This window comes from Streptomyces bikiniensis (genome assembly GCF_000716625.1).
Classification (GTDB): domain Bacteria; phylum Actinomycetota; class Actinomycetes; order Streptomycetales; family Streptomycetaceae; genus Streptomyces; species Streptomyces bikiniensis.
This window is the reverse complement of the sequence record NZ_JNXJ01000049.1, coordinates 1-14,316: the sequence shown is the minus strand read 5'-3', so window position 1 is coordinate 14,316 and position 14,316 is coordinate 1. Positions and strand designations below refer to the sequence as shown.

The following is a 14,316-nucleotide window of genomic DNA, read 5'->3' as shown; positions in this document are numbered from 1 at the left end:
CCGGCGGTCGGGAGCGTGCCATCATCGAGCATCGATCGACCAAGTGGAGTCCGAGTGGGGAGGGCGCGTGGCGATGGAGGCCGGCCCTCGCGACAGAGAACAGCACGACGCGGTCCTCGGCGACCCGGCGGCGGATCCTTCGGGCGACCTGCCGGGCGACCCGCCGGGTGGGACCCCGCACCGTCCGGCGGACGACGCCCCGGTCGGGACTCCGGGGCTGACCCCGGACGGACCCGACGACGCGGTCGGCACCGCCGTCGTGGTGGACGCCGACGAGGTCGAGGTCGAGCTGCGCCCCCAGCGGCGGCTGCGGATCTGGCAGCTGGCCCCGATCGTGGGCCTCGCCGCCGTCGGCTCGCTCATGTTCGCCTTCCCGCTCGCCTTCGGCTCCGGGGATGGCGGTGCCGTCGTCGCCATGCTCGGCCTGCTCATCAGCTCCTGCGCGGCGGGCTGGGGCGTGATGGCCGCCCGCAAGGTCGGCCACACCTGGCCCGGACTCCCGGCGCGCGGATCCGGCGAGCGCCCCGACTGGCGCGTCCTCACCCTGTACGTGGCGACCATCGGGGCCCTGGCGGTCCTCGCGGTCTGGCGCGTGGCCCGCCTGCGCTGACCCTCGCGCCGCAGGCCCGTGGACCACCGGCCCGCACCTCGACCCCGCGCCGTACAGTTGATCGCGTGACCAGCACGCAGACCTCCCCGCTCCGTTTCCTCAAGGGCCACGGCACCGAGAACGACTTCGTGATCGTCCCCGACGCGGAGAACGCCCTCGACCTGCCCCCCGCCGCCGTCGCCCGGCTCTGCGACCGGCGCGCCGGCATCGGGGGCGACGGGCTGCTGCACGTCGTGCGCAGCGCCGCCCATCCCGAGGCCCGGCACCTGGCCGACGAGGCCGAGTGGTTCATGGACTACCGCAACGCCGACGGCTCGGTCGCCGAGATGTGCGGGAACGGGGTCCGGGTCTTCGCCCGCTACCTGGAGCACGCCGGACACGTCACCGCCGGCGAGGTGCCCGTCGCCACCCGCGGCGGGGTCAAGCACGTGCACCTCGACAAGGACGGCTCCGTCACCGTGGCCATGGGCCGCGCGGTCCTCCCCGAGGCCGCCGCCACGATCACCGTCGACGGCCGCAGCTGGCCCTCCCGCAACGTCAACATGGGCAACCCCCACGCGGTCGCCTTCGTCGAGGACCTCGACCACGCGGGGACCCTGTCCACCGAGCCCGCCTACGCCCCCGCCTCGGTCTACCCGGACGGGGTGAACATCGAGTTCGTCGTCGACCGGGGCCCCCGCCACGTCGCCATGCGGGTCCACGAGCGCGGCGCCGCCGAGACCCGCTCCTGCGGCACGGGCGCGTGCGCCGTCGCCGTCGCCGCCGCCCGCCGCGACGGCGCCGATCCCGCCGAGAGCGGCACCCCCGTCACGTACATCGTCGACGTCCTCGGCGGGACCCTGGTCATCACCGAGCACCCCGACGGGCGGATCGACATGACCGGCCCGGCCGTCATCGTTGCCGAGGGCACCGTCGACCCCGCCTGGCTGGCCACGGGCCCCGGGAACGCCGCAGCCGCCGGAATCGAAACGGTCAACGACTGAATTATCGCTCGAATGGGTGATCCGTTTCACGCTGAGCGAGAGCGTGACTGCGCCGCGTGGTGGGGTCGGTAGCATCAAGCACCGGCCCCCGGGCACGCCTGGCCCGCCCACCGCCGGTCTGTCGCCGGAGGTGCCCCATGAGCGCAGAGGCCACCAACCCTGTGAGCGAGGCGGAGGACGCCGCCACCGACACGACCGTCCGCAGACGCGGACGCGCCCGCATCGACCTGCGCCGGCTCGGCCGCGCCGCCCTGCTCGGCGCCACCGCCGGACCGGCCCCCCGCGACCGGCTGCCCGACGCCATCGGCCACGTGGCCGAGGCGCACCGGGCCCACCATCCCGAGGCCGACCTGACGGTGCTGCGCCGGGCGTACGTCCTGGCCGAGTCCTCGCACCGGGGCCAGTTCCGCAAGAGCGGCGAGCCGTACATCACCCACCCGCTCGCGGTCACCCTCATCCTGGCCGAGCTCGGCGCCGAGACCACCACCCTGACCGCCTCCCTCCTCCACGACACCGTCGAGGACACCGATGTGACGCTCGATCAGGTGCGCCGGGAGTTCGGCCCCGAGGTCGCCTACCTCGTCGACGGCGTCACCAAGGTCGAGAAGATCGACTACGGCGCCGCCGCCGAACCCGAGACCTTCCGCAAGATGCTCGTCGCCACCGGCAACGACGTCCGGGTCATGTCGATCAAACTCGCCGACCGCCTCCACAACATGCGCACCCTCGGCGTGATGCGCCCCGAGAAACAGGCCCGGATCGCCAAGGTCACCCGGGACGTCCTCATCCCGCTCGCGGAACGGCTCGGCGTCCAGGCCCTCAAGACCGAGCTGGAGGACCTGGTCTTCGCCATCCTCCACCCCGAGGAGTACGAGGCCACGCGCGCGCTCATCGCCGGCAACCCGCACGCCCCCGACGCGCTCGGCGCCGTCGCGGAACAGGTCGACGCCGTCCTGCGCGAGGCCGGCATCGGCGCCGAAGTCCTCGTCAGGCCGCGGCACTTCGTCTCCGTCCACCGCGTCCGCCTCAAGCGCGGCGAGCTGCGCGGCTGCGACTTCGGCCGTCTCCTCGTGCTCGTCGCCGAGGACGCCGACTGCTACGCGGTCCTCGGTGAGCTGCACACCTGCTTCACCCCGGTGATCTCCGAGTTCAAGGACTTCATCGCAGCGCCCAAGTTCAACCTGTACCAGTCCCTGCACACCGCCGTGGCCGCCCCCGACGGGGCCATGGCCGAGGTCCTCATCCGGACGCACCGGATGCACAAGGTCGCGGAGGCGGGGGTCGTCGCCCTCGGCAACCCGCACGTGGGCCAGGAGGCCGCCGAGCAGCCGGAGGGCGCGGCGCTTCCGGCGTCCCCCGTGTCTCCCGCGCCCTCGGCGTCCCCCGCGTCCCCGGCGGCGTCCCCCGCGTCCCCGGCGGCGCCCCTCGCGTCCCCGGCGACCGAGGACGGCGAGCGCGTCGACCCCACCCGCCCCGGCTGGCTCTCCCGCCTCCTCGACTGGCAGCAGTCCGCCCCCGACCCGGACACCTTCTGGACCTCCCTGCGCGCCGACCTCGCCGAGGACGACGAGATCACCGTCTTCCGCGCCGACGGCAGCGCGCCCGGCACGATCAGCCTGCCCGCCGGCGCCAGCTGCATCGACGCCGCCTACGCCCAGCACGGCGAGGCCGCCCACGCCTGTCTCGGCGCCCGCGTCAACGGGCGCCTCGCACCCCTGAGCACCGTCCTGGGCGACGGCGACACCGTGCAGCTGCTGCTCGCGCAGGACCCCGTGTCCGGCCCGTCCCCGGAGTGGCTGGACCACGCCCGTACCCCCGCCGCCCGGATCGCCATCGCGGGGTGGCTGCGGGACCACCCGGAGAGCACCGAAACCACCACCCCCGGACCCGGTCCCCGCCCCACCGCCTTCCGCCCCGCCGATCTCCGGCCCGATGCCCGAGCCACCGATCCCCGCTCCACCGGCCCCCGGCCCGATGCCCGAGCCGCCGGCGCCGGGCCCCATGCCCCGACCGATCCCCGGCCCGGCGCCCGCTCCCGCTTCCACCCGGAGCCCAGGCCCGAGCCCCGCCCGGCCGCCGACCCCCGCTCCGGCACCGGGCTCCACGCCGAGCTCCACGCCGACCTGGACGGCGAGCAGCCCGCCGCCGTCCGGCCCGCCGGGTGCTGCACCCCCGTACCCCCCGACGAGATCACCGGCTTCCGGGTCCGCGGCGGATCGGTCACCGTCCACCGCTCCGGCTGCGCCTCCGCCGACGCCATGCGCCGGGTCGGCCGCGCGCCCGTCACCGTCCGCTGGGGCGACACCGCCCAGGGCAGGGTCACCCTCGTGGCCGAGTCCTTCGGCCGGCCCGGACTCCTCGCCGACCTCACCGAGGCCATCGCCACCGCCGGGGCCGCGGTCGTCTCCGCGACCGTCGAGCCGCCCAGCGAACAGCGGGTCCGCCACACGTACACCCTCCACCTCCCCGACGCGGCCGAGCTCCCCGCCCTCATGCGGGCCATGCGGGACGTGCCGGGGGTGTACGACGTGAGCCGCGCCCGCCATCGCGCGTCACCCCGCCCCCGCCCGCGCCGGAGCTGAGGGAACGGCGACCGTGACCGGGCGGAAGGAGCCCGTGACCGACCGGGACCGGCAGGTGCCGTCCGGGCGTGACCCCCTTCGGGTGGCGGGCGGGCGAGCCGCCCCGGCGCGCGGCGAAAGCCCTGGTAGCCGTAGGGCCAGTCCTCCGGAAAGGCCCTGGCCCATGCCGTTCGCCCGATCCCCCGTGCCGTTCAACCACGCCCCCCTGCCGTTCGACCGCGCGCCCCTGCCGCCCCGTGCCCGGTGGCTCCGCTCCGCCGCCCTGGTCGCCTCCTCGGCCGGGCTCGTCGCCGCCGGGCTGCCCGCCCCCGCGCCGCTCGGCATCGGCGACCCGCTCTTCCCGCACCTCGGCAACCCGGGCTACGACGTCCTCGCGTACACCCTCGACGTCGCGTACCCCGGCGCGAACACGAAGCCGCTCTCCGCCGTGACCCGGATCGACGCGCTCGTCACCGACGACCTGGAGCGGATCAACCTCGACTTCACCCACGGCGAGGTCTCCGCCGTCACCGTCGACGGCCGCCCCGCCGCGTACACCAGCAGCGGCGAGGACCTGGTGATCACCCCCGCCGCGCCCGTCGAAGCGGGCGAACCGGTCCGGATCACCGTCACCCACACCAGCGACCCCTCCGGCCCCGCCGACACCGGCGGCTGGGTCCGCACCGGCGACGGCCTCGCCATGGCCAACCAGGCCGACGCCGCCCACCGGGTCTTCCCGTCCAACGACCACCCGGCGGACAAGGCGTACTTCACCTTCCGGATCACCGTCCCCGACGGCCTCACCGCCGTCGCCAACGGCCTGCCCGCCGGTCGCGTCCGCCACGGCTCCACCACCACCTGGACCTACCGCACCCGCCACCCCATGGCCACCGAGCTGGCCCAGATCTCCATCGGCCGCTCCGCCGTCGTCCACCGCGCGGGACCCCACGGACTGCCCCTGCGGGACGTGGTGCCCACCGCCGACCGGGAGCTCCTGGAACCCTGGCTCCGCAGGACGCCGGCCCACATGGAGTGGATGGAGCGGCAGGTCGGCCCGTACCCCTTCGAGACGTACGGCGTGCTCGTCGCCGACGCCACCACCGGCTTCGAGCTGGAGACCCAGACCCTCTCGCTCTTCGAGCGCCGCCTCTTCGCGGACCGGACCCTCCCCGAGTGGTACGTCGACTCGATCATGGTCCACGAGCTGGCCCACCAGTGGTTCGGCAACAGCGTCTCGCCCCGCAGCTGGTCCGACCTGTGGCTCAACGAGGGGCACGCGAGCTGGTACGAGGCCCTGTACGCCGAGGAGACCGCCGGCCGGTCCCTGGAGCGGCGCATGAAGGCCGCCTACGCCGCCTCCGACGGGTGGCGGGCGGCCGGCGGACCCCCGGCCGCCCCCGAGCCCCCCTCGCCGGACCACAAGATCAGCCTCTTCCGGCCCGTCGTCTACGACGGCAGCTCCCTGGTCCTCTACGCGCTCCGCCAGGAGATCGGCACCGCCGCCTTCCAGCGCCTGGAGCGCGCCTGGGTCGCCCGGTACCGCAACGGGAACGCCGCCACCGCCGACTTCGTCGCCCTGGCCGGCCGGACCGCCGGACGCGACCTCACCGGCTTCTTCCAGGGCTGGCTGTACGGCGAGAAGACCCCGCCCATGCCCGGCCACCCGGACTGGCGCAGCAACCCGGCGGGCGGCGCGGGAGGCGCCCCGAAACCCGGATGACGGACCCCGGCGGGGCGTGTCACCATCGTCCGGTCGGCGAGGCGGCCGGGGCCCGGGAATCTTCCGGCGCCCGCGCGCGTTGTCACCGTCACACACCTGTTTCTCCTCAGACGTAAGGATCCAATGACCTCCTCTTCATCCCCTTCCCAGGACAACCAGAGCTTCGCGGAGACGAGCCGTACCGAGAGCCTTCGGGCCGATGCCCTGATGGAAGAGGACGTCGCCTGGAGCCACGAGATCGACGGAGAGCGGGACGGCGACCAGTTCGACCGCTCCGAGCGCGCGGCCCTGCGCCGTGTCGCCGGCCTCTCCACCGAGCTCGAGGACGTCACCGAGGTCGAGTACCGCCAGCTGCGCCTGGAGCGCGTCGTGCTGGTCGGCGTCTGGACCTCGGGGACCGTGCAGGACGCCGAGAACTCCCTCGCGGAGCTCGCGGCCCTCGCCGAGACGGCGGGCGCCCTCGTGCTCGACGGCGTGATCCAGCGCCGCGACAAGCCGGACCCGGCCACCTTCATCGGCTCGGGCAAGGCGCGCGAGCTGCGGGACATCGTGGTCGAGACCGGCGCCGACACCGTCGTCTGCGACGGCGAGCTCAGCCCCGGCCAGCTCATCGCCCTCGAAGACGTCGTCAAGGTGAAGGTGGTCGACCGGACCGCCCTCATCCTCGACATCTTCGCCCAGCACGCCAAGTCCCGAGAGGGCAAGGCGCAGGTCGCGCTCGCGCAGATGCAGTACATGCTGCCGCGGCTGCGCGGCTGGGGCCAGTCGCTCTCCCGGCAGATGGGCGGCGGCGGCGGTGGCGGCATGGCCACCCGCGGCCCCGGTGAGACCAAGATCGAGACCGACCGGCGCCGCATCCGCGAGAAGATGGCGAAGATGCGCCGGGAGATCGCCGAGATGAAGACCGGCCGCGACATCAAGCGGCAGGAGCGGCGCAGGAACAACGTGCCGTCGGTCGCCATCGCGGGATACACCAACGCCGGCAAGTCCTCCCTGCTCAACCGGCTCACGGGCGCGGGCGTCCTCGTGGAGAACGCGCTGTTCGCCACGCTCGACCCGACCGTCCGCCGGGCCGAGACGCCCACCGGCCGGGTCTACACCCTGGCCGACACGGTCGGCTTCGTCCGGCACCTTCCGCACCACCTGGTCGAGGCGTTCCGCTCCACCATGGAGGAGGTCGGCGACTCCGACCTCATCCTGCACGTGGTGGACGGCTCGCACCCCGCCCCGGAGGAGCAGCTGGCCGCCGTGCGCGAGGTCTTCCGGGACGTCGGCGCGGTGAACGTGCCGGAGATCGTCGTCATCAACAAGGCGGACGCGGCGGACCCCCTGGTCCTCCAGCGCCTGCTGCGGGTGGAGAAGCACTCCATCGCGGTCTCGGCCCGCTCGGGCCGGGGCATCGAGGAACTGCTCGCGCTCATCGACGCCGAACTGCCGCGCCCGAAGGTCGAGATCGAGGCCCTCGTGCCGTACACGCAGGGCGGTCTGGTCTCGCGGGTCCACGCCGAGGGCGAGCTGGAGTCCGAGGAGCACACCCCCGAGGGCACCCTGCTCAAGGCCAGGGTGCACGAGGAACTGGCGGCGCTCCTGGCGCCGTTCGTGCCCGCCGCGCACTGACGGTCCCGCACCTCACGCGCCGAAGGCGCCGGCCTCCTCCCTTCCGGGAGGGGACCGGCGCCTTCGGCCGTTCCACGTGCCGCGGGATCTGTGTGCCGCGCGTCAGCGGGCGAACTTCTTGCTGACCATCTCGTGGGCCGCCTTGGCGCCGCTGCCGAGCTGCGGCCCGGCGAGCCAGCCGTTGCGGCCGGCCGGGCCGATCGAGGTGTTCGAGACCAGCGCCGTCTTCCCGTTCGGCAGCACCCGGAACCAGCCGCCGCCGGACGAGCCCGCCGTCATCGTGCAGCCGATCCGGTACATCACCGGGGTCGCGGGCGCCGTGGTGTACCGCGTCGCCCGGTCCAGGCACTTGTGCATGATCACACCGTCGTACGGGGCGGCCTGCGGGTATCCCCAGGCGCCGATCGTCCCGGCCCGCGCGGGCGCAGGGGCGGAGAAGTCGACCGGCAGGGCGGCGCCGACGGTCTCCTCCAGGGACTTGGTCCCCCGCTGCGGCTTCACGTGCAGCACGGCGTAGTCGTACGGCCAGGCCTGATCGGTGCCGCCGGACTTGATCCACTCGCCCGAGGTCACGGCCCAGTCGGCCCAGTACTGGCCGTACGGGTACACCTCGTGCGGCTTCGCGTTGCGCAGCGCGGCGGGGGACTTGCCCCGGTCGTTGTACGCGGGCACGAAGGTGATGTTGCGGTACCAGCCGCCCTTCCTGCCCGCGTGGACGCAGTGTCCGGCCGTCCAGACCAGGTTCGACTTCCCGGGCCGGCGGGGGTCCTTCACGATGGTGCCGGAGCAGACCATGTGGCCCTGCGGCGCGTCGAAGAAGATCTTGCCGACCGGGGCCGCGTTGCGGTGGTACGGCGTCTTCTCGCGCTGCGCCTGCACGGGCCGGGGCACCGGATCGCTGCCACTGGCACCGGCCTGGGTGGCGATCGTCTGCTCCGGGCTCTTGGCGGACTGCATGCGCGCCGGGTCCCAGAGCCCCTCGATCACCGGGTTGACGAAGTCCTCGGCCTCACGCAGCCAGGTCTCGCGGTCCCAGTTCTTCCACTCGCCGTTCTTCCAGCCGTCGAGGTCGACGCCGCGCTTCTTCAGCTTGTCGGCGAGGTCCTCGGTGAGGTCGGAGCCGCCGTCACCGGCGTCGGCAGCGGGCGCGGAACTGCTCGCCCCGCCGGCCGGCTTGTCGACGGCCGGGGTCTCGGTGGGCCCGCAGGCCGTGGCCGTCAGCGCGAGCGCCGCGGCCAGGCCGAGGGCCGCGGGTATGGGTCGTACGGAGCGCATGTGGTGATTTCCCCCTGAGGTGTCTACTGCTGGGATGCCCGGCCGGAACGGGCGCCCGTGTCGAGACGGGTCCCTGTGCCGAGACGGGTCCCTGTGCCGAGACGGGCGCGACATGGGTGGAGGCGGGACCCGGGGGCCCCGCCTCCGTGCCGGGCCTACTGGCCGGCGTACTTCTTGCTGACCTCGTCGAAGATGCCCTTGGCCTCCGGGCCCAGGCGCGGGCCCGCGAGCCAGCCCGCCGACGCCGGGCCGATCGAGGTGTTCGAGACCAGCGCCGGCTTGCCGTCGCCGCCCTTGCCCACCCAGCCGCCGCCGGACGAACCGCCGGTCATGGTGCAGCCGATGCGGTACATCGTCGGCTGGTTCGCCTTCAGGGACAGCCGGCCCGGCTTGTCCTGGCACTGGAACATCTTCTGGCCGTCGAACGGCGCCGCCGCCGGATAACCGGTCGCCGTCAGACTCGCGATCTTCGGCACGGCGGGCGCGTTGAACTCCACCGGAAGCGCCGAACCGACCGTCTCCTCCAGGGACTTGCCCGAGGAGCCCTTCTCCGGCGTCACCTTGATGACCGCGAAGTCGTAGGGAGCGCCCGCGCCGCCCGTGCTCGCGCCCTCGGCGATCCACTGGTCGGAGGTCTTGACCCACTCCGCCCACCACACGCCGTACGGGGCGATCTGCTCCCGCGTCGCCTTCTCCAGGGCGGAGGTCGCCAGCGCCGAGTCGTTGTACGAGGGCACGAAGGCGATGTTGCGGTACCAGCCGCCCTTCTTCCCCTTGTGCACGCAGTGCCCGGCCGTCCAGACCATGTTGGACTTGCCCGGGTGCGCCGGGTCCTTCACGACCGTGGCCGAGCAGACCATGGAGCCCTCGGGGCCGTCGAAGAAGACCTTTCCGGACTCGGGGGCGTTGTCGTGGTACTTCGCGTCCACGGCCTTCGCCCGCACCGGGTCCGGAGCCGGGTCGGTGACGCCCTTGTCGCCCGAGATGTCCTCCTCCTCGACCGGCTTGTCGGGGCGCTCGGCCTCCCGCATCCGGTCCGGGTTCCAGAGGTCCTCGATGATCGGGTTGACGAAGTCCTTGGCCTCACGCAGCCACTTGTCGCGGTCCCAGTTCTTCCACTCGCCGTTGCGCCACTTGTCGAGGTCGATCCCGTGTTCCTTCAGGCGGTCCTTCAGGTCCTCCGGAATCTTGATCTTCTCGGCCGGGTTCAGGCTCGCGGGGGCACTGGGCTTGTCCCCCGCGTTCTCCTCGCTCGGCCCGCAGGACGTAACGGTGAGCGTCAGCGCCGCGACGGCGGAAGCCGCCGTCAGCAGCGGACGAATCGATCGCATCTCGTGATCCCCCTGGGACTACGTCAACTTGTACGGCTTGCTCATGGGCTCGTTCACGGACCTGCCCGTGGACTCGCTCGTGCACTTGCTCATGGGCGAACAGTGGCCGAACCCGGGCGGATCACGGCCGACGGCCCCCACTATGCCGGTGCCGGAGGGGACGGTACGCGCCCCGCCGGTGGTTCCGGGCACCGTTCGGTCGTTGCCGTGCCGTGATCCGGGACACGCCAAGATCTTGCCTCCGGCCCGTGATCCCGGGGAGTTCCCGTCGTTGGTACGCACGGGGGACACAACGGAGGCGCCCGGGGCGGGCCTTGCGGCCGCTCCCCGACGCCCCGATGTGCAACGCAACTGTTACAGCGGGAGGACACCGAGCCGTGGCCGTGACCGAACCAGCTCCGGCCGTCCCGGCGGAGCCGCACGCCCCGGCGGACGCGCCGAACCGGGCGGGCGAAAGCCCCGAACCGCCCGAAAAGGCCGAAGGCCGACAAGCCTCCCCGTCGGGGCGGACGGTGCGGGGGACCGGGTACGAGAGCATCCTGCGCCGTCAGTCCCTGCGCGAGTCCGCCGCCCGCACCTATGCCCGCTCCCTGCCGATCGTCCCCGTGCGGGCCCGGGGGCTGACCATCGAGGGCGCCGACGGGCGCCGCTACCTGGACTGCCTCTCCGGCGCCGGGACCCTCGCGCTCGGCCACAACCATCCCGTGGTCCTCGAAGCGATCAAGAAGGTCCTCGACTCGGGCGCCCCGCTCCACGTCCTCGACCTCGCCACCCCCGTCAAGGACGCCTTCACCTCCGAACTGTTCGCCACCCTCCCCGGCGAACTCGCCGACGACGCCCGCATCCAGTTCTGCGGACCGGCCGGCACCGACGCCGTCGAGGCGGCCCTCAAGCTCGTCCGCACCGCCACCGGCCGCGACGGCCTCCTCGCCTTCACCGGCGCCTACCACGGCATGACCGCCGGAGCCCTCGCCGCCTCCGGCGGGGCCCACGACGTCCGCGTGACCCGGCTGCCCTACCCGCACGCGTACCGCTGTCCCTTCGGCACCGGCGGCGAACGCGGCGCGGAGCTCTCCGCCCGCTGGACCGAGAGCCTCCTGGACGACCCCAAGAGCGGTGTCACCACCCCCGCCGGAATGATCGTCGAGGCCGTCCAGGGCGAGGGCGGCGTCATTCCCGCCCCCGACGACTGGATGCGCCGGATGCGCCGGATCACCGCCGACCGCGCCATCCCCCTCGTCGTGGACGAGGTGCAGACCGGGGTCGGCCGCACCGGCGCCTTCTGGGCCGTCGAGCACAGCGGCGTCGTGCCCGACGTGATGGTCCTCTCCAAGGCCATCGGCGGCTCCCTCCCGCTCGCCGTCGTCGTCTACCGCTCCGCGCTCGACGCCTGGGAACCCGGCGCCCACGCCGGTACCTTCCGCGGCAACCAGCTCGCCATGGCCGCCGGCACGGCCACCCTCGCGTACGTCCGCGAGAACAAGCTGGCCGAACGGGCCGGCACCCTCGGCGCCCGCATCCTCGGGCAGCTCCAGGGCCTCGCCGCGGCCCACCCGTGCGTCGGCGACGTCCGCGGCCGGGGCCTGATGATCGGCGTCGAACTCGTCGACCCCGACGCGGCCGGGCCGGAGGACACCGTCCCGCCCGCCGCCCCCGCCCTGGCCCTGGCCGTCCAGCAGGAGTGCCTGGCCCGCGGCCTCATCGTCGAACTCGGCGGCCGCCATTCCGCGGTGGTCCGGCTCCTGCCGCCGCTCACCCTCACCGACGAGCAGGCCACCGCCGTACTGGACCGCTTCGCCGACGCCCTCGCCGCCGCCGAACGGGTCCACACCCCCCGACCGTCGCCCTCCCGTCGGGCCCCGGCCCCCGTGCCCGCCCCCGGGCCGTCCCACTGACCCCGGACCGCCCCCGGCCCCACCCCCAAGGAAGCCCGTGAACGCCACGCCCACCTCCCCGGCGCCCGCCGCCACCTCCCTCCTCACCCCCGAACCCCTCACGACCGGGACCTTCGCCCCCGCGACACCCGGCTCCGGAACGCTGAGCCCCGAGAACCCCGGCTCCGGGGAGCCCGACGTCAAGAGCACCAGCTCCGAGAGGACCGACTCCGTAGGGACCGGTTCCGAGAGGACCGACTCGGTAGGGACCGGTTCCGCGGGGGCCGGCTCCGTAGGGACCGGTTCCGCGGGGGCCGGTTCCGCGGGGGACGGCGTCGAGAAGCCCGGTTCCGAGAAGCCCGGCTCCGAGGCGTCCGGCTCGGGGGAGCACACTGTCCCGCGTCAGCACCCCGGGCCGTACGCCCTCCGGACCCTCCGGTCCGCCGCCGATCCCCTGGACGACCCCGACCCGGTGCGCGCCGCCGACTCCGCCGCGGTCGAGAGCCTCCTGCGCTGCTGGGTCCGGGAGAAGAACCTCCCCGCCCCCGACTCCGCCACCCTGCGCGTCCCCCTCGACGCCAGCGGCACCGCCCTCCTCGTCCCCGTCCACTACTGGTCGCCCACCGGCTGGCACCGCTTCGGCGCCCCCGTCCTCGAAGGGCTCCCCGCCTCGGCGCCGGCCGTCGACGCCGTCACCACCGCCGCCCTCCTCAGCCGGGAGACCGGCCGTCCCGAGGGCACCGAACTCGTCGGCCGGGTCGCCGACTCCGCCCGCCGCACCGCCGACTTCATCACCGAGTGCCGCCACCGGCCCCAGCCGCACCCGGACGCCGACCTGTTCCTCGCCGCCGAACAGTCCCTCCTGCTCGGCCATCCGCTCCACCCCACCCCCAAGAGCCGCGAAGGCCTCACCGAGGCCGAGAGCCGCCTCTACTCACCCGAACTGCACGGCTCCTTCCCCCTCCACTGGTTCGCCGTCGACGCCTCCCTCCTGGCCTCCGACTCCGCCTGGACCGAACAGGGCCGGCCCGTCACCGCCGAACAGCTCGCCCACGGCCTCGCGGAGGGACTCGCGGTTCCCACCGGCACCGTGCCCCTGCCCCTCCACCCCTGGCAGGCCCGCGAACTCCGCCACCGTCCCGACGTCCGCGCCCTCCTCGACGGCGGCCTCCTCCACGACCTCGGCCCCCACGGCACCCCCTGGCACCCCACCTCCTCCATCCGCACCGTGCACCGCCCCGGCGCCACGGCCATGCTCAAGCTCTCCCTCGGCCTGCGCATCACCAACTCCCGCCGCGAGAACCTCCGCAAGGAGCTCCACCGCGGCGTCGAGGTCCACCGGCTGCTCCGGACCGGCCTCGTCGACGAGTGGCAGGCCGCCCATCCGGGCTTCGACATCGTCCGCGACCCCGCCTGGCTGGCCGTCGACGCCCCGGACGGCACCCCCGTCCCCGGCCTCGACGTCATGATCCGCCACAACCCCTTCGGCCCCGGGGACGACGCCATCTGCATCGCCGCCCTCACCACCCCCCGCCCCTGGCCCGGAGCCACCGCCATGCGCTCCCGGCTCGCCGACGTCATCGGCGGGCTCTCCGCCCGCACAGGCCGTCCCACCGCGGCCGTGGCCGCCGAGTGGTTCCTCCGTTACCTCGACCACGTCGTCCGCCCCGTCCTCTGGCTCGACGGACACGCCGGCATCGCCCTGGAGGCCCACCAGCAGAACACCCTGGTGCTCCTGGACCCGGACGGCTGGCCGGTCGGCGGCCGCTACCGCGACAACCAGGGCTACTACTTCCGCGAGTCCCACCGGAGCGAGCTGGAGGGCCGCCTCCCCGGCATCGGCGCCCACAGCGACACCTTCGTCTCCGACCAGGTCACCGACGAACGCTTCGCCTACTACCTCGGCATCAACAACGTCCTCGGCCTGGTCGGCGCCTTCGGCTCCCAGCACCTCGCCGACGAGCGCGTCCTGCTCGCCGCCCTCCGCAGCTTCCTCACCTCCGCCACCGGCCTGGGCTCGCCCCTCCCGCACCGGCTCCTGGAGGCCGCGACCCTGCGAAGCAAGGCCAACCTCCTCACCCGCCTGCACGGCCTGGACGAACTCGTCGGCCCGGTCGACACCCAGTCCGTCTACGTCACCGTCACCAACCCCCTCCGCGCCTGACCCCCTCCGCACCCACCCCCGCACCCGGCCCCGCCGACGGCCCCACGTCCCCACCGCACCGCCGAGAGGAGAGCGACACCGTGTCACCCACCCGCCCCCCGGTCGACCCGCCGGGAGACGACACCTGTCTCTTATACACATCTGACGCTGCCGACGACTCCTTACGTGTAGATCTCGGTGG

9 protein-coding genes are annotated in these 14,316 nt (G+C 73.9%); 7 read left to right on the top strand and 2 right to left on the bottom strand.

Annotation, left to right across the window (positions count from 1 at the left end):
• Positions 1-73: 73 nt before the first annotated feature.
• The 5 genes from OO47_RS28500 to hflX all read left to right on the top strand — a co-directional run bounded on the left by OO47_RS28500 (position 74) and on the right by hflX (position 7,491).
• Complete coding sequence (locus OO47_RS28500; protein ID WP_030221309.1) at positions 74-610, top strand: membrane protein; 537 nt, start codon at positions 74-76, stop codon at positions 608-610.
• A 65-nt stretch (positions 611-675) separates the two neighbouring features.
• A complete protein-coding gene (gene dapF / locus OO47_RS28495; RefSeq protein WP_030221306.1) occupies positions 676-1,593 on the top strand; it encodes a diaminopimelate epimerase in 918 nt (305 codons plus the stop codon).
• Positions 1,594-1,730: 137 nt separating this feature from the next.
• On the top strand, positions 1,731-4,175 hold the full coding sequence (locus OO47_RS28490) for a RelA/SpoT family protein (protein WP_030221304.1): 2,445 nt from the start codon (positions 1,731-1,733) through the stop codon (positions 4,173-4,175).
• Positions 4,176-4,338: 163 nt separating this feature from the next.
• Positions 4,339-5,874, top strand: a complete 1,536-nt coding sequence (locus OO47_RS28485; protein ID WP_407696366.1) for a M1 family metallopeptidase — start codon at positions 4,339-4,341, stop codon at positions 5,872-5,874.
• A gap of 123 nt (positions 5,875-5,997) precedes the next feature.
• The gene (hflX, locus tag OO47_RS28480) at positions 5,998-7,491 is read left to right on the top strand and encodes a GTPase HflX (RefSeq protein ID WP_030221299.1); all 1,494 of its coding nucleotides are present in this window, start codon (positions 5,998-6,000) and stop codon (positions 7,489-7,491) included.
• Positions 7,492-7,593: 102 nt separating this feature from the next.
• Here the strand turns inward: hflX and OO47_RS28475 are convergent, their stop codons facing one another.
• Both OO47_RS28475 and OO47_RS28470 read right to left on the bottom strand, forming a co-directional pair.
• On the bottom strand, positions 7,594-8,766 hold the full coding sequence (locus OO47_RS28475; RefSeq protein WP_030221297.1) for a trypsin-like serine peptidase: 1,173 nt from the start codon (positions 8,764-8,766) through the stop codon (positions 7,594-7,596).
• 155 nt (positions 8,767-8,921) lie between these two features.
• Positions 8,922-10,097 carry a trypsin-like serine peptidase gene (locus OO47_RS28470; RefSeq protein ID WP_033210610.1) on the bottom strand — a complete coding sequence of 392 codons (1,176 nt, stop codon included), beginning with the start codon at positions 10,095-10,097 and terminating at the stop codon, positions 8,922-8,924.
• Positions 10,098-10,474: 377 nt separating this feature from the next.
• Here OO47_RS28470 and OO47_RS28465 point away from each other — a divergent pair, with 377 nt between their 5' ends.
• Complete coding sequence (locus OO47_RS28465; protein ID WP_407696365.1) at positions 10,475-11,992, top strand: diaminobutyrate--2-oxoglutarate transaminase family protein; 1,518 nt, start codon at positions 10,475-10,477, stop codon at positions 11,990-11,992.
• Positions 11,993-12,029: 37 nt separating this feature from the next.
• The gene (locus tag OO47_RS28460) at positions 12,030-14,135 is read left to right on the top strand and encodes an IucA/IucC family protein (protein WP_033210607.1); all 2,106 of its coding nucleotides are present in this window, start codon (positions 12,030-12,032) and stop codon (positions 14,133-14,135) included.
• The last annotated feature ends 181 nt before the right edge of the window (positions 14,136-14,316 follow it).